Annotated in this window: 14 protein-coding genes; 6 read left to right on the plus strand and 8 right to left on the minus strand. The window is 71.1% G+C overall.

Translation table 11 applies throughout. The annotated features are described in order from the left end of the window. Positions 1–68: 68 nt before the first annotated feature. Genes ctaC through V2J63_RS05940 form a run of 3 tightly spaced genes read left to right on the plus strand, consistent with a single transcriptional unit; the run spans position 69 to position 3186 of the window. Complete coding sequence (gene ctaC / locus V2J63_RS05930) at positions 69–872, plus strand: aa3-type cytochrome oxidase subunit II (protein WP_331230084.1); 804 nt, start codon at positions 69–71, stop codon at positions 870–872. Further along, positions 872–2716 carry an aa3-type cytochrome oxidase subunit I gene (gene ctaD, locus V2J63_RS05935; RefSeq protein ID WP_331230085.1) on the plus strand — a complete coding sequence of 615 codons (1845 nt, stop codon included), beginning with the start codon at positions 872–874 and terminating at the stop codon, positions 2714–2716. The genes ctaC and ctaD overlap by 1 nt, the downstream gene beginning before the upstream one ends. Next, the gene (locus tag V2J63_RS05940) at positions 2713–3186 is read left to right on the plus strand and encodes a cytochrome c oxidase subunit 4 (RefSeq protein ID WP_331230086.1); all 474 of its coding nucleotides are present in this window, start codon (positions 2713–2715) and stop codon (positions 3184–3186) included. Before ctaD ends, V2J63_RS05940 begins: the two co-directional genes overlap by 4 nt. Before the next feature lie 309 nt (positions 3187–3495). Here the strand turns inward: V2J63_RS05940 and V2J63_RS05945 are convergent, their stop codons facing one another. The 5 genes from V2J63_RS05945 to ctaE form a co-directional block, all read right to left on the minus strand. After that, positions 3496–4128, minus strand: coding sequence for a superoxide dismutase (locus tag V2J63_RS05945; RefSeq protein ID WP_331230087.1), 633 nt, complete (start codon positions 4126–4128; stop codon positions 3496–3498). Positions 4129–4235: 107 nt separating this feature from the next. Then, positions 4236–5951, minus strand: a complete 1716-nt coding sequence (gene qcrB / locus V2J63_RS05950; RefSeq protein ID WP_331230088.1) for a cytochrome bc1 complex cytochrome b subunit — start codon at positions 5949–5951, stop codon at positions 4236–4238. Beyond that, entirely contained in the window at positions 5948–7012 is a 1065-nt protein-coding gene (gene qcrA / locus V2J63_RS05955; protein WP_434056283.1) for a cytochrome bc1 complex Rieske iron-sulfur subunit, read from the minus strand. The genes qcrB and qcrA overlap by 4 nt, the downstream gene beginning before the upstream one ends. Then, positions 7009–7788 (minus strand): cytochrome bc1 complex diheme cytochrome c subunit, encoded by a 780-nt coding sequence (gene qcrC / locus V2J63_RS05960; RefSeq protein WP_331230089.1) that lies wholly within the window; start codon positions 7786–7788, stop codon positions 7009–7011. Before qcrC ends, qcrA begins: the two co-directional genes overlap by 4 nt. Before the next feature lie 55 nt (positions 7789–7843). Further along, positions 7844–8488 carry an aa3-type cytochrome oxidase subunit III gene (gene ctaE, locus V2J63_RS05965; protein ID WP_434056284.1) on the minus strand — a complete coding sequence of 215 codons (645 nt, stop codon included), beginning with the start codon at positions 8486–8488 and terminating at the stop codon, positions 7844–7846. 286 nt (positions 8489–8774) lie between these two features. Here ctaE and V2J63_RS05970 point away from each other — a divergent pair, with 286 nt between their 5' ends. Further along, positions 8775–9203: a response regulator transcription factor gene (locus tag V2J63_RS05970; protein ID WP_331230091.1), complete on the plus strand. Its 429-nt coding sequence runs from the start codon at positions 8775–8777 to the stop codon at positions 9201–9203. A gap of 1 nt (position 9204) precedes the next feature. Continuing rightward, positions 9205–10287, plus strand: a complete 1083-nt coding sequence (gene trpD, locus V2J63_RS05975) for an anthranilate phosphoribosyltransferase (protein WP_331230092.1) — start codon at positions 9205–9207, stop codon at positions 10285–10287. A gap of 149 nt (positions 10288–10436) precedes the next feature. Here trpD and V2J63_RS05980 read toward each other — a convergent pair whose 3' ends face one another. Continuing rightward, positions 10437–10718 carry an Lrp/AsnC family transcriptional regulator gene (locus V2J63_RS05980; protein WP_331230093.1) on the minus strand — a complete coding sequence of 94 codons (282 nt, stop codon included), beginning with the start codon at positions 10716–10718 and terminating at the stop codon, positions 10437–10439. A 70-nt stretch (positions 10719–10788) separates the two neighbouring features. After that, complete coding sequence (locus tag V2J63_RS05985; RefSeq protein WP_331230094.1) at positions 10789–12564, minus strand: DEDD exonuclease domain-containing protein; 1776 nt, start codon at positions 12562–12564, stop codon at positions 10789–10791. A gap of 110 nt (positions 12565–12674) precedes the next feature. Between V2J63_RS05985 and V2J63_RS05990 the strand changes: the two genes are divergently transcribed. Beyond that, a complete protein-coding gene (locus tag V2J63_RS05990) occupies positions 12675–13172 on the plus strand; it encodes a hypothetical protein (RefSeq protein WP_331230095.1) in 498 nt (165 codons plus the stop codon). Here the strand turns inward: V2J63_RS05990 and V2J63_RS05995 are convergent. Beyond that, positions 13133–14962, minus strand: coding sequence for an AMP-dependent synthetase/ligase (locus V2J63_RS05995; protein ID WP_331230096.1), 1830 nt, complete (start codon positions 14960–14962; stop codon positions 13133–13135). The two genes, V2J63_RS05990 and V2J63_RS05995, sit on opposite strands and share 40 nt — an antisense overlap. Positions 14963–15039: the final 77 nt, after the last annotated feature.

The raw sequence follows: 15039 nt of genomic DNA on the forward strand, positions 1-15039 counted from the left end.
TCCTCAACGTGCGATCTCCGTCCTCGAGCACCAGGCGAACGCCGCGTCTGCTGCTTCTCACCGCCGGCGTGGCGTTCCTCCTTGCCGGGTGCTCGGCCGAGACGGTGCAGAACGGTTTCCTGCCGAGCGAGCCGGGCGTCACCAACATGACCGGGACGATCATCGACCACTGGAACGGGGCGTGGGTCGCCGCGCTCATCGTCGGTGTCCTCGTGTGGGGCCTGACGATCTGGTGCGTCGTCGCCTACCGCAAGCGCAAGGACGACAACACGCTGCCGGTGCAGCTGCGCTACCACGTGCCGCTCGAGCTCATGTACACGGTCATCCCGATCCTCATGGTCGGCGTGCTCTTCTTCTACAGCAGCCGCGTGACCGGCGAGATCGTCGACACCAACGACGAGGCCGACGTCCACATCCAGGTCTACGGCAAGCAGTGGAGCTGGGACTTCAACTACCTCGACGACGGCGTCTACTTCGCCGGCGACCGGGTCAGGCTCACCGGCGAGACGGGTGTCGAGGAGACGCTGCCCACCCTGTACCTGCCGGTCGGCGAGAGCGTCGAGATCACGGTCGACACCCGCGACGTCATCCACTCCTTCTGGATCCCGGCGTTCCTCTTCAAGATCGACGCGATGGCCGGCTACTCCAACACCTTCCAGGTGACGCCCGAGCGCGAGGGCACCTTCCAGGGCAAGTGCGCCGAGCTGTGCGGTGAGTTCCACGCCGAGATGCTCTTCAACGTCGAGGTCGTGGACCGCGAGACCTACGACGCCCACATGGACGACCTGCGCGACGCGGGCAACGTGGGTGTCCTCGGCGAGGAGCTCGACCGGGTCTACCACATCAACGAGCGCGAGGGGGGCAACGTCTGATGGCGACCACGGACGAGAGCCGCGTCGAGACGGTCCCCGGGCTGCGGCCCAAGCGGCAGGGACTCGGCCAGACGGTCATCAACTGGGTGACGTCGACCGACCACAAGACGATCGGGTACATGTACCTCATCGCCTCCTTCGGCTTCTTCCTCTTCGGCGGGCTGCTCGCCATGGCGATCCGGATCGAGCTCTTCGCACCGGGCATGCTCATGCAGTCGAAGGAGCAGTACAACCAGTTCTTCACCATGCACGGCACGATCATGATGCTGCTGTTCGCGACGCCGCTGTTCGTCGGGTTCGGCAACATCCTCGTGCCGCTCCAGATCGGTGCGCCGGACGTCGCGTTCCCGCGGATGAACATGTTCAGCTTCTGGCTGTTCCTCTTCGGCGGCCTCATCACGATCTCCGGCTTCCTCACCCCCAAGGGTGCGGCGAGCTTCGGCTGGACCGCCTACACGCCGTTGTCCGACATCGCGTTCTCGCCCGGCTTGGGCGGCAACCTGTGGGTGGTCGGGCTCGCGATGACCGGCTTCGGGACGATCTTCGGCTCCGTCAACTTCATCGCGACCATCGTGACGATGCGCGCGCCCGGCATGACGATGTTCCGGATGCCGATCTTCACGTGGAACATCCTCATCACGTCGATCCTCGCGCTCATGGCGTTCCCGGTGCTCGCCGCCGCGCTCTTCGGCCTCGCCGCGGACCGCATCCTCAACGCGCAGATCTACAACCCCGAGAGCGGCGGAGCGCTGCTCTGGCAGCACCTGTTCTGGTTCTTCGGGCACCCCGAGGTCTACATCATCGCGCTGCCGTTCTTCGGGATCATCTCCGAGATCATCCCGGTCTTCTCGCGCAAGCCGCTCTTCGGCTACAAGGGCATCGTCTTCGCCACCATCGCCATCGCGGCGCTCTCGGTCACCGTGTGGGCCCACCACATGTACACGACCGGCGGGGTCATGCTCAGCTTCTTCGCGCTCATGACGATGCTCATCGCCGTGCCGACGGGCGTGAAGTTCTTCAACTGGATCGGCACGATGTGGCGCGGGAAGATCACGTTCGACACACCCATGCTCTGGTCTGTCGGGTTCATCGTCACGTTCCTCTTCGGCGGCCTGACGGGCATCATCCTGTCCAGCCCCGCGATGGACTTCCACGTGCACGACTCGTACTTCGTCGTCGCGCACTTCCACTACGTCGTCTTCGGCACCGTCGTGTTCGCGATGTTCGCCGGTTTCTACTTCTGGTGGCCGAAGTTCACCGGGCGGATGCTCGACGAGCGCCTCGGCAAGGTCCACTTCTGGATGCTCTTCGTCGGGTTCCACACGACGTTCCTCATCCAGCACTGGCTGGGCGCCGCGGGCATGCCGCGCCGCTACGCCGACTACATGGTCGAGGACGGCTTCACGACCATGCACCAGGTCTCGACGGCGGGCGCGACGCTCCTCACGCTCTCGACGCTGCCCTTCCTCTGGAACGTCTACAAGACCGCGCGCACCCCGCGCACGGTGTTCGTCGACGACCCGTGGGGCTTCTCGAACTCGCTCGAGTGGGCGACGAGCTGCCCGCCGCCGCGTCACAACTTCACCTCGCTGCCCCGGATCCGCTCGGAGCGGCCGGCATTCGACCTCCACCACCCGGAGGTCGCCGCGATGGACCACGCCGAGCCGGACCAGGGCATCCTCGAGGCCGTCTACGGCGACGCGGAGCGCACCGGACGCCAAGCGGACGTCGAGCAGGGCGCCGCTGAGCAGCGGGGCGGCAGGACAGCCGTCCTCGAGCGCGAGGACGACGCCAAGGGACGGCGCCGCAAGGCGCGCGATGACGAGGAGGGCGGTCGCCGATGAGGTCGAACGAGCGGAGCCAGGACAGCTCGAAGACGACGCCGGGCGAGCAGCCCGTCTCGGCGGCGCCCATGCGCGTGGAGCTCTGGCTCTTCGCCGCCGGACCGATCTTCTTCCTCCCCATCGCGCTCGTCTACGGCTTCGTCGCCGACTGGGAGCCGGTCGGGACGACGGCGCTGCTCCTGCTCACGGGGCTGTACCTGCTCGTTGCCGCGTACTTCTGGATCGTCAGCCGGCGCATCGACCCCCGCCCGGAGGACGACCCGCTGGCCGAGGTCGAGGACCACGCCGGCGAGGTGGGCGTCTACTCCCCGCACAGCTGGTGGCCGCTCGTCCTCGGCATCTCGGCCTCCCTGGCCTTCCTCGGCCCCGCCGTCGACGCGTGGTGGATGCTCGGGCTCGCCCTCGTCATCGGCGTCGTCGGCATCGCCGGTCAGCTGACCGAGTTCTCCCGCGGGCAGCACGCGCACTGACGCTCCCCCGCGCGGGACGCACCAGCCAGGGCCCGGTCACCGCACGGTGACCGGGCCCTGCGGCGTCCGGGAGGCATCCCTGGTCCGCGCCGCCGACGAGTGAGCCCCTCCGCGTTCTCGGGCGAGCTCCCGCCCTCGAGCGCCCGGGCCACCCCTCACCACTCGAGCTCCCGCCCTCGAGCGCCCGGGCCACCCCTCACCACTCGAGCTCCCGCCCTCGAGCCCCGGGCCACCCCTCACCACTCAGGGACGACGAAGCCCGCCGCACCGAGAGGTGCGGCGGGCCCTGTCAGCGGCGCGTGGGGGGCGTCAGAGCGTTCCGGCGACGATGAGGCCGGAGGTCTGCGTGCGCGCACGCGTGAAGCGCGCGGAGACGTCCTGCCAGTTGACGATGTTCCAGAACGCCGTGACGTAGTCCGCCTTGACGTTGAGGTAGTCGAGGTAGAAGGCGTGCTCCCACATGTCGAGCATGAGGATCGGCGTCAGGCCGAGCGGGACGTTGCCCTGCTGGTCGAACAGCTGGAAGATGGCGAGCTTCTGGCCGATGCTGTCCCACGCGAGGACGGACCAGCCGGAGCCCTGGATGCCGGTGGCGTTCGCCGAGAAGTGCTTCTTGAAGCCCTCGAACGAGCCGAGCTGGTCGGCGATCGCCGCGGCCAGCTCGCCGTCGGGCTCGCCGCCGCCGTCGGGGGAGAGGTTCTCCCAGAAGACGGTGTGGTTGACGTGGCCACCGAGGTTGAACGCGAGGTTCTTCTCGTAGAGGTTGACCGCGTCGAGGTTGCCGGTCTCCCGCGCCTCAGCCATCTTCGCGAGCGCGGTGTTCGCGCCGTCGACGTAGGTCTTGTGGTGGCGGTCGTGGTGCAGCTCCATGATCTTGCCCGAGATGTGGGGCTCAAGGGCGCTGTAGTCGTAAGGCAGATCCGGAAGCGTGTACTCAGCCATGTGTCCTCCTCGTGGTGTCGACGCGCGGTGGCGTCTCATTGCGTCGGTCCGCTCGCGCAGCGGGGTGGTCGTGCTCTGGCCCCGGCGCGCGGACCGCCATGACCAACCTACGGGGTCTCACGCGGGTTCGGCGCGCCGACCGCCGCAGCGGTCTTCTCGGAACCGGCGTGCGGGTCACCCGCGTCGAGCTCAGGCCGCTCGTCCCGGGCCGGCAGCTCGTGGTCTGCGTGGGCGGCCGCGAGCTCGCTCGGTGTGACGGGCTCGACGCGGTCCTCGTAGAAGAACCGCGAGGCACGCTGGCGCAGCTTGTCGAGCGCGTGGCCCGGTCGACGCACGCCGTTGGTGTCCTCGGCCGGCCCGATCTCGAGCGGGCGGTTCGCGTGGTGCTGGACGAGCACCCAGCGCTCCTCGTCGGTGAGCGGCTTGTGGACCTCGAGGTACTGGCCCGAGTCCATCCGCACGATGCGTCCCGTCTCGTGCCCGTGGAGCGCGAGCTCGCGGTCCCGGCGCTGGAGACCGAGGCAGATGCGCTTCGTCGCCCAGAAGGCGAAGAACGGGCCGAGGAGGAAGGCGAACCGCAGCGCCCATGTGATCCCGTTGATCGACAGCTCGAAGTGGGTCGCGAGGATGTCGTTGGAGCCGGCGATCGCCAGCACGATGAACGCGGTGAGGAAGGCGACGCCGAGCGCCGTGCGCGTCGGGACGTTGCGCGGCCGGTCGAGCAGGTGGTGCTCGCCGCGGTCCTTCGTCACCGCCGCCTCGACGAACGGGTAGAGCGCGAGGAAGCCGAAGAGCATCCCCGGGATGATGACGCCTGGGACGAGGATGTTGAGCGAGAGCGTGTACCCGAGGATCTCGAACTCGGGCCAGCCCGGCATGAGCCGGAGGCCGCCCTCGAGGAAGAGCATGTACCAGTCCGGCTGCGCGCCCGCGCCGACCGGCGTCGGGTCGTACGGGCCGTGGATCCACACCGGGTTGATGGACATCGTCGCGCCCATGAGGGCGAGGACCCCGAAGACGACGAAGAAGAAGCCGCCGGCCTTGGCCGCGTAGACCGGCAGGACGGGGTAGCCGACGACGTTCTTCTCGGTCCGCCCGGGGCCGGGGAACTGCGTGTGCTTGTGCACGACGACGAGGACGAGGTGGATCGCCACGAGCGCAAGGATGGCACCCGGCACGAGGAGGATGTGGACGGTGAAGAGCCTCGGGATGATCTCGGTCCCCGGGAACTCGCCGCCGAAGAGGCCGTAGGAGACGTACGAGCCGACGATCGGGATCGACCGGGCGACGCCGTCGGCGATGCGCAGGCCGTTGCCGGAGAGGACGTCGTCGGGGAGGGAGTAGCCCGAGAAGCCGGCCGCGAGGCCGAGGATGAGGAGCGTGAAGCCCACCACCCAGTTGAGCTCGCGCGGTTTGCGGAAGGCGCCCGTGAAGAACACGCGCATCATGTGCGTGACGATCGACGCCATGAAGAGCAGCGCGGCCCAGTGGTGGATCTGGCGCATGAGGAGGCCGCCGCGCACCTCGAAGGACATGTGCAGCGTCGAGGCGAAGGCCTCCGACATGCCCACGCCCTGCATCGTCACCGGCAACGCGTCCTCCGGGTACGTCACGTGCCCCATGCTCGGGACGAAGAACATCGTGAGGAACGTGCCGGAGAGCAGGAGGACGACGAAGCTGTAGAGCGCGATCTCGCCGAGCATGAAGGACCAGTGGTCCGGGAAGACCTTCCGGGCGAACTCCTTGACGAGCTTGCCGGCGCCTACCCGGGTGTCGAGGTAGTCCGCCGCCGCGCCGATGGGCGCCTTGGTCGTGGTACTCACTTCAGGCGCTCCCAGTAGCTCGGGCCGACAGGTTCGTGGAAGTCGCTGCGAGCAACGAGGTAGCCCTCGTCGTCGACCGTGATCGGCAGCTGCGGCAGCGGGCGGTTGGCGGGGCCGAAGACGACCTTGGCGCCGTCGGCGATGTCGAACGTGGACTGGTGGCAGGGGCAGAGCAGGTGGTGCGTCTGCTGCTCGTACAGCGCCACCGGGCAGCCGACGTGGGTGCAGACCTTGGAGTAGGCGACGATCCCGTCATAGGACCAGTCGAGACGGTCCTCCGCCTCGGTGAGTTCCCGCGGGTCGAGGCGCGTCATGATGACGATGGCCTTGGCCTTCTCCTCGAGGTAGTGCTCCTCCTCGGGAAGTCCGTGGGGGATGACCTGGAAGACCGAGCCGATGGTGACGTCGGCGGCGCGGATGGGCGTGTCGTCCGGATCGGTCGCCAGGCGGCGGCCCTCGCGCCACGCGGTGTGGCGGAAGGCGCCGACGTTCCAGTCGCCACCGAGGTTGCCGATGAGCGGGACGAGGAAAGGCAGCGGCGCGAGGGCGACCGCACCGGCGAGGGCGCCGAGGAGGAGCGGCCGGCGGCCGACGTTCGCGTCCTTGATGCCGACGTCGAGCGCGGCGAGGGCGGTCTCCCGGATCTCGGGGTTCGAGCCGATGTGCTTGCGCTTCTCGACGTGCTCGACGTTCGACATGAGGGACTTGGCCCAGTGGACCGCCCCGACGCCGATCCCGAGCATGCCGATGCCGAGACCGAGGCCGAGCACGAGCGTGGAGAGCTGGACGCTGCCGAGCGTCGAGTCGAGCGGGATGGCGAAGTAGCCCCACAGCGCGACGATCGTCGCGACGATGGAGATGCCGAAGATCGCCACGACCTGGAGCTCGGCGCGCTTGGCGGCCTTGGGGTCGCGGTCGGACATCCGGTGCTCGTGCTCGGGCAGGCCCGGGTCCTCGAAGCGCTCGGGGAGGTTGCCGTGGCCGCGCGCGACCTGCGTCGTGCCCTCCGCCTCCCGGGCGGCGGGCGTCACGGCGTCCGACGGACGGTTCTCACTGCTCACGAGGACTTCGCTCCGATCCAGACTGCCGCTGCGATGAGGAGGCCCATGCCGACGATCCACACCCACAGGCCCTCGGACACCGGTCCGAGGCTGCCGAGCTGGATGCCGCCGGGAGCCGTCTCCCGCTGCTCCATGACGTAGGCGATGATGTCGCGCGCACCCTGGTCGTCGACCGCCGCCTCGTTGATGACGGGCATCGACTGCGGGCCGATGCGCATGGCCTCCCAGATCTGCGTCGGGGTGGCGTCGTACAGGTGGGGCGCGACCTTGCCCTCGCTCAGCGCGCCGCCGGCGCCCACGGGGTTGTGGCACATCGAGCAGTTCGTGCGGAAGAGCTCCATGCCGCGCGCGGCGCTGCCGTCCTCCGGGTCGACCTGCGCCTCGGAGGGGATCGCCGGGCCGGGGCCGAGGCTCGCGACGTAGGCGGCGAGCTGACGGGTCTGCTCGGCGTCCATCGTCGGGGGCTTGCGCTCGGCCTGGGGCGAGGACATCGCCATCGGCATGCGTCCGGTGCTGACCTGGAAGTCGACCGAGGCGGCGCCGACACCGATGAGGGACGGGCCGATGTCGGTGCCCTGGGCGTCGAGGCCGTGGCACGTCGAGCAGTTCGACGTGAACAGCGCCTCGCCCGTCGCGACGTCGTCCGCCGTCGCCGTCGAGGCGTTCGCCGAGCCCGGCGCAAGCGCGGCGTAGCCCGCTCCGGTGAGCAGGAGGGCGAGCAGCATGAGGACGACCGGCGCGAACCGGTGCCTCCTGCCGGCGGCGAGTGCCTTCACAGTGATGTTCCTCGTTTCGGGCGGTGCGGTGCGTGCGGTGCGGGGAGCGCTGGGGTCAACGCAGGAAGTAGATGATGAAGAAGAGGGCCAGCCACACGACGTCGACGAAGTGCCAGTAGTAGGAGACGACGACGGCGCTCGTGGCCTCGAGGTGCCCGAACCGCTTCGCGGTGAAGGAGCGCCCGAGGACGAACAGGAAGGCGAGGAGTCCGCCGATGACGTGCAGTGCGTGGAAGCCGGTCGTGATGTAGAAGACCGAGCCGTACGGGCTGGAGCCGATCGTCAGCCCGTGCTCGACGAGCTCGGCGTACTCGTAGACCTGACCGGCCACGAAGACGGCGCCCATGATGTACGTGAGGGTGAACCACTCGTGCAGGCCCCAGCCGCGGACGTTGAGCAGCGACCCGGTCCGGCGCGCCTGGAAACGCTCCGCGGCGAAGACGCCCATCTGGCACGTCACCGAGCTGAGGACGAGGACCGTCGTGTTCGCCAGCGCGAACGGCAGGTTGAGCAGCCCGCTCTCCGACGGCCAGATGTCCGCGGAGACAGAACGATGGGTGAAGTACATCGCGAAGAGCCCGGCGAAGAACATGAGCTCGCTGGACAGCCAGACGATGGTGCCTACCGACACCGCGTTGGGTCGGGTGACACTGACGTGAGGGGCGCTGGGGGCAGCCGTTGTGGACGACACGAGCGCCATTATTGCCTGAAAGGTGGCCGGGGGTGCCACTCCGCCCGGGGGCGTGGCGCGCCCCCCGTGGTCCCCGGCGTCACACTTCGGCGGGATGGTGCGCCTGAGGCCTGCGTCCCGTCACCGAGCTGTGACCTACGGCCCTGCGCCCGTGCCCGGCCGAACCCGGCATACCGGGCGACCACGCCGCGGCCGGGGGCATCCGCCGCGCCCGTGGCCACTACGATGCGGAGGGATCAGCGCGCGGCTCCGCCGTCGCGCGAGCACCGACCGGCCAGACTCTTGGAGGACGACGATGACGCCCGTGGAGACCGACGCCTCGACCCAGGCGCCGACGGAGGTCGTGGACGTCCTCCTGTACAGCGACGACGTGGCGACGCGCGAGGAGGTGCGCCGCGCCGTGGGGCGCCGCGCGGCCAAGGACCTGCCGCTCATCCGCTGGACCGAGGCCGCCACCCACGCGGGTGTCGTGGACAAGGCCGGGCAGGGTGGGTTCGCCCTCCTCGTCCTCGACGGCGAGGCGGCCAAGGCGGGCGGCATGGCCATCAGCCGCCAGCTGAAGAACGAGCTGTACGCCTGCCCGCCGGTCCTCATCCTCACCGCGCGCCCGCAGGACGCGTGGCTCGCGGCGTGGTCGCAGGCCGACGGCGTGGTCGCGGCCCCGCTCGACCCGCTCGAGCTCCAGGAAGCGGTCGCGCGGCTGCTGCGCGGTCAGGGGCGCTGAGTTGAGCGGTGACGTGAGCGGCGCCGACGCCGGGCCCACGTGGCCGGACCTCATCTCCTCCCTCATGGCGGGGCAGGACCTCGGCTCCGCGGACACCGAGTGGGCCATGGACCAGGTCATGTCCGGCCTCACGAGCCCGGTCGTCCTCGCGGGGTTCCTCGTGGCGCTGCGGACCAAGGGCGAGACGGTGGAGGAGCTGACCGGCCTCGCCGACGCGATGCTGGCCCACGCCGTGCCGATCGACGTGCCCGCCGGCGCCGTCGACATCGTCGGCACGGGCGGCGACCGTGCGCGGACCGTCAACATCTCGACGATGGCCTCCCTCGTCATCGCCGGCACGGGCGTGCCCGTCGTCAAGCACGGCAACCGCGCCTCGAGCTCGGCGTCCGGCTCGGCCGACGTCATCGAGGCGCTCGGTGTCCGCCTCGACCTCAGCGTGCCCGAGGTCGAGGAGTCCTTCCGACAGGTCGGCATCACGTTCTGCTACGCCCAGACCTTCCACCCCTCGATGCGCCATGCGGCCATCGCGCGCCGCGAGCTCGGGGTCGGGACGGCGTTCAACGTCCTCGGACCGCTGACCAACCCCGGCCGCCCGCACGCAGCGGCGATCGGCGTCGCGGACCGCCGGATCGCTCCGCTCGTCGCGGGCGTGCTCGCGGCGCGGGGCACCGAGGCCCTCGTCTTCCGGGGCGACGACGGTCTCGACGAGCTGACGACGACGGCGCCCGCGCACGTGTGGCACGTGAGCGGCGGCGAGGTGGTCGAGCACCGGGTCGACGCCCGAGAGGCGTTCGGCATGCCGACCGCGACGATCGACGACCTGCGTGGTGCCGACGCGACCTTCAACGCCCAGGTCGCTCGCGACATCCTCGCCGGCGCGACCGGTCCCGTCCGCGACGCCGTCATGCTCAACGCGGCCGCCGCGCTCGTCGCCGACGGCACCCTGCCCGGCACGGGGCCCGACGGCGGTGACCTCGTCGCACGCCTGGGTGCCGGTCTCGGCCACGCCGCCCGCTCGCTCGACGAGGGCCTCGCGGCCGCGGTCCTCGCGCGCTGGGCCGCCTTCAGCGCCTCCCGGGCCTGACGGTCGACCGGGCCTGACGGTCGGCCGGCGGCGGCCGGGCCAGGCGGTCTGCCGGCCCTGGTCGGGTCCGACGGTGAACCGACCGGGCCGCCGCGGCCGGCGCGCCTGGGCAGACCGTGCCCGCGCCCGGATCGAGCGGTGGCGGGCTCTCAGTCCTCGAGGCCGATGGCGAACGCCGCCTCGAGGTCGTGCTTGGAGTAGGCCTGGAACGCGATGTACGTCCGCATCCCGCGTACGCCCTCGACCTTGCCGATCTGGTCGGCGACGACGCCGGCCAGGTCCTCGTGACGGCTCACCCGGGCGATGGCGATGAGGTCGACGTCCCCGGTGACCGAGTACACCTCGCTGATCCCGTCGAGCTCGGCGACCTCCTGGGCCACCTCGGGGATGCGGGCGACGTCGGCGTCGATCAGGACGATTGCGGTGAGCATGGTCTCTCCTTCGTCGGCGGCGGTGCCGGCAGGCACCGGCCCCCATGATCTACCACGCGCACGCCCTCGCTCAGCCGCGGGGCGGGAGCGGGTGACGGGCCGCGCCCTGGACCGGGCAGGCTAACGGGGCGTCGGCGGGCGCGAGGCGCACGAGCCGTGTGGCCGGGTCCTCGATCCAGTCCGCGAGGAGCTCGGTCTCCTCCGCGCTGGCCGCGCCCATAGCCGTCGTCGGTGCGGCGACGACCTCCCCGGTCGCGACGAGCGCCTCGATGGCGGGCATGGGGTCGTACCCGCGAGGGACGAGGCACGTCCCGGCGAGGCGGCCGTAGCGCATGAGGACGACCTCCCACCCGCCGTCGGTCCCGCGTCGAGCGGCGACGAGCTCGGCGCAGCGCCACAGGGGCCGCAGCCGCTGGGACCGGCGCGCACCCACGAGGAACGCGCGCAGGCGGTCCCGCTGCACCGCGGCCTCCTCGTAGCGCTCCTGCGTCGCGAGGGCCGCGATCCGCGCCTGGATCGTCTCGACGACGGGGCTGGCGTCCGCGGTCAGGCACGCCTGGACGGCGGCCGCGATGCCGGCGTAGTCCGTGACGCCCTGCGCGCCCGTGCACGGCGCGCCGCACCGTCCCATCTCGGCGAGGACGCACGCGTTCGCACCAGGCCGCGGGACGCGCGGGAGGCGCCCGGTGCACGTGCGCAGCGTGAAGGCCTCCTGGAGGGCCTCGAGGCAGGCCTGGGCGGCGTGGCGGGAGCTGAAGGGACCGATGGCACGGTCCGCCTCCTCCGCCGCGAGGGTGCGCACGATGCTGAGGCGGGGGAACGCCTCGTCCGTGAGGCGCACCCACGGGCGCCGTTCCGGGCGGCGGGAGCGGCGGTTGTACGGAGGGTCCTCCGCGGCGATGAGCCGGAGCTCGCGGACCGCGGCCTCGAGCGGGGTGGCGCAGGGCACGGCGCGGACCTCGAGCGCGATGTCGAGCATCTCGCCGATCCGGCTGCGCTTCTCGGCCGCCGTGAAGTAGGAGCGCACGCGGCGGCGCAGGTTGACGGCGGTGCCGACGTAGAGCACCTCGCGGCGCGGGCCGAGGAACTGGTACACGCCGGGACCGGACGGCAGGTGGTCGGCGAGGTGGGCCTTGCGCCGTCGCTTGTGCGGGACGGGGTCGCTCGCCGTGCGGAGGTCCTCGAGGTGGGTGACCCCGAGCGGACCGAGGCGGCCGAGGAGGGCGTGGAGGACGTCGACCGTGGCCCGGGCGTCGTGGAGGGCGCGGTGGTCGGGGCTGGTGGTGGCGCCGAAGAGCGCGGCGAGGGTCCCGAGCTTGTTGTTGGGCGCCTCGTCGCGGGTGACGACCCGGCGCGCGAGCTTGACCGTGTCGACGACCGGCGGGCCGGGCCACAACAGGTCCATGCGGGCGGCGGCGGCCTTGAGGAAGCCGACGTCGAACGCGGCGTTGTGCGCGACGAGGACGGTGCCGCCGCTGAGCCCGGCGAACTCGAGGAAGGCGGGCAGGACCTCCTCGATCCGGGGGGCACCGACGAGCATGGCGTCGGTGATGCCCGTCAGCACGGTGATCATGGGCGGGACCGAGGTGCCCGGGTCCACGAGCGTCTGGAACTCCCCGAGGACCTCCCCGCCGCGCACCTTGACCGCCCCGATCTCCGTGATCTCCGCGCTCGCGGGCGAGCCGCCCGTCGTCTCGAGGTCGACGACGACGAACGTCGTCTCCGCGAGCGAGCTGCCCAGCTCGTCCATCCCGAGCTGGAGCGGGACGCCGTCCGCCGCCCGGGTGGCGTCCTCGAGAGGGAGCCGAGCGCCCGGCGGGGGTGCGAGGAAGGTCTGTGCTGCCACGCCTGGAACCTACGTCCCGGCACCGACATCGGCGTCGAGCCTCGCCGGTGAGGGACCGACGTGGACCGGGACGGGCGGCGATGTCAGAGGGTCGGCCTAGCGTCAGCGCCATGATGATCGACTGCGACAGCTGCACGATGAAGGACATCGCGTGCGACGACTGTGTCGTGACGTTCCTGACGATCCCGCTGGGGCCACCGGCTGCGGCCCCGGGCCGCCCCCGGGCGCTCGCCCCGCCGGGCGCGGCCGGCACCGCCGCCGGAGGGGGAGCGGCCACCGCGGGCGCGCCGCACGCACCGGCCGGCACCGGGGACCGGTCGCAGGACGCAGGCCGGGCGGGGGCGCACCCGCCGCACGGTGGCTGGGCCGGCTCCGGCGACCTGCCGGGGTGCGGCGGCCCGCCGTCGCCGTGGGAGGCAGGGGCGGACCTCGGGGAGGACGAGCGGACGGCGATCGCGGTCCTCGCCGGCTCGGGGCTCGTCCCGCCGCTGCGGATGGTGCCGGCGGGGGCGGGCGCTCAGCCGGCCGAGGACCGGGTGGGCAGGCCGGGCGGCCCGCCCACCCGGGCTCAGGAGCCGGTGGTCCGCTCGGCGGCGGCGTCGGCGTAGAGCTTCTCGATCGTCGCCTCCTGGTCGGCGAGGACGAGGTTCCGCTTCACCTTGAGCGAGGGGGTGAGGTAGCCGTTCTCGATCGTGAAGTCGTCGTCGAGGATGGCGAACTTACGGATCGACTCGGCGCGCGAGACCTTGGCGTTGGTCCGGTCGATGGCCTGCTGGATGGACTGCAGGACGTCCGGGTCGGACTTGGCCTGGCTCACGGGCATGTCCTCCTTGCCACGCGACTTGAGCCAGCCGGGCAGCATCTCGGTGTCGAGCGTGACGAGCATGCTGACGAACGGCCGGCGGTCGCCGATGGCGACGCACTGCGAGACGAGGGCGTGGGCCCGCAGCGGGTCCTCGAGCGAGGAGGGAGCGACGTTCTTGCCGCCCGCGGTCACGATGATCTCCTTCTTGCGGCCGGTGATCGTCAGGTGGCCCTCGGAGTCCATCGAGCCGAGGTCGCCCGTGCGGAACCACTCCCCGACGAAGGCCTCCGCCGTCGCCTCGGGGTTGTTGTGGTAGCCGCGGAAGACGGGGATGCCGGAGGCGAGGATCTCCCCGTCCTCGGCGATCTTGATCGCCGTACCGGGCAGCGGCGTACCGACGGTGCCGATCTTCACGGTGTCCGGCCGGCCCACGTTGAGCGGAGCGGTGGTCTCGGTGAGCCCGTACCCCTCGAGGACGACGAGCCCGACGCCACGGAAGAAGTGGCCGAGGCGCTCGCCGAGCGGGGCGCCGCCGGAGATGGCGTACGTGGCGTTGCCGCCGAGCGCCGCGCGGAGCTTCTTGAGCACGAGCGCGTCCGCGACCTTGTGCAGGGCCTTGAGGCGCACCCCTGGCCCGCCGGGGGCGTCGAGGCCGCGGGAGTAGGCGATGCTCACGCGCACGGCCCAGCGGAAGATCTTGACCTTGCCACCGGCGGCGGCCTTCTGCTCGGCGGCGTTGTAGACCTTCTCGAAGACACGGGGGACCGAGAGGATGAACGTCGGCTTGAACGTCCCCATGTCCGCCACGAGTGCCTTCGTGTCAGGGGTGTGCCCCAGCGCCACACCGGCGGCGACGGCGAGCACCTCGACGAAGCGCGCGAAGACGTGCGCGAGGGGCATGAAGAGCAGGGTGCGCGCGCCCGGCGAGGAGACGACGACGGCGAGGTCCGCCACGGCGTTGCGGCTCAGCTCGACGAAGTTGCCGTGCGTGAGCTCGGCGCCCTTCGGCCGCCCGGTCGTCCCCGACGTGTAGATGATCGTCGCGAGGTCCGTGAGCCCGACCGAGGCGTGCCGCGCCTCGAGCTCGGCGTCGGTGACGCCGGCGCCCTCCTCGGCGAGCTGCGTCAGAGCGCCGCCGTCGATCTCCCACACACGACGCAGGTTCGGCAGGCCGCCCTCCTCGTTCCGGGCCTCCTCGACGACCGCGGCGTGCCCGGCGTTCTCGACGACCACGGCGCACACGTCCGAGTCCGCGAGGATCCAGCGCGTCTGGTCGGCCGAAGACGTCTCGTACACCGGCACCGGGACGGCTCCCGCGTGCCAGATGGCGAAGTCGAGGACGGTCCACTCGAACCGGGTGCGGGACATGATGCCCACGCGGTCGCCGCGCCCGACACCGGCCGCGATGAGCCCCTTCGCCGTCGCCTCGACGAGCGCGAGGACGGCCGAGGCGCTGTGCCGGCGCCAGGCGCCGTCGACCTGCTCCTCGAGGAGGATCCTCTCGGGCGTCGCGCGGGCGTGCTCGAGGAGCAGGTCGCTGATGCTCGTCGAAGGGTCGGTCGTCACGCGAAGGGGAACGCGGAACTCGTCCATACTGACTCCAGTGGCAGTGATCGGAAAGGTTGCCGATCAACCCACGATATCCGCATGAACGCGGGCAGCGGGACGGA

It is taken from the genome of Georgenia wangjunii, assembly GCF_036421975.1.
Lineage (GTDB): Bacteria > Actinomycetota > Actinomycetes > Actinomycetales > Actinomycetaceae > Georgenia_A > Georgenia_A wangjunii.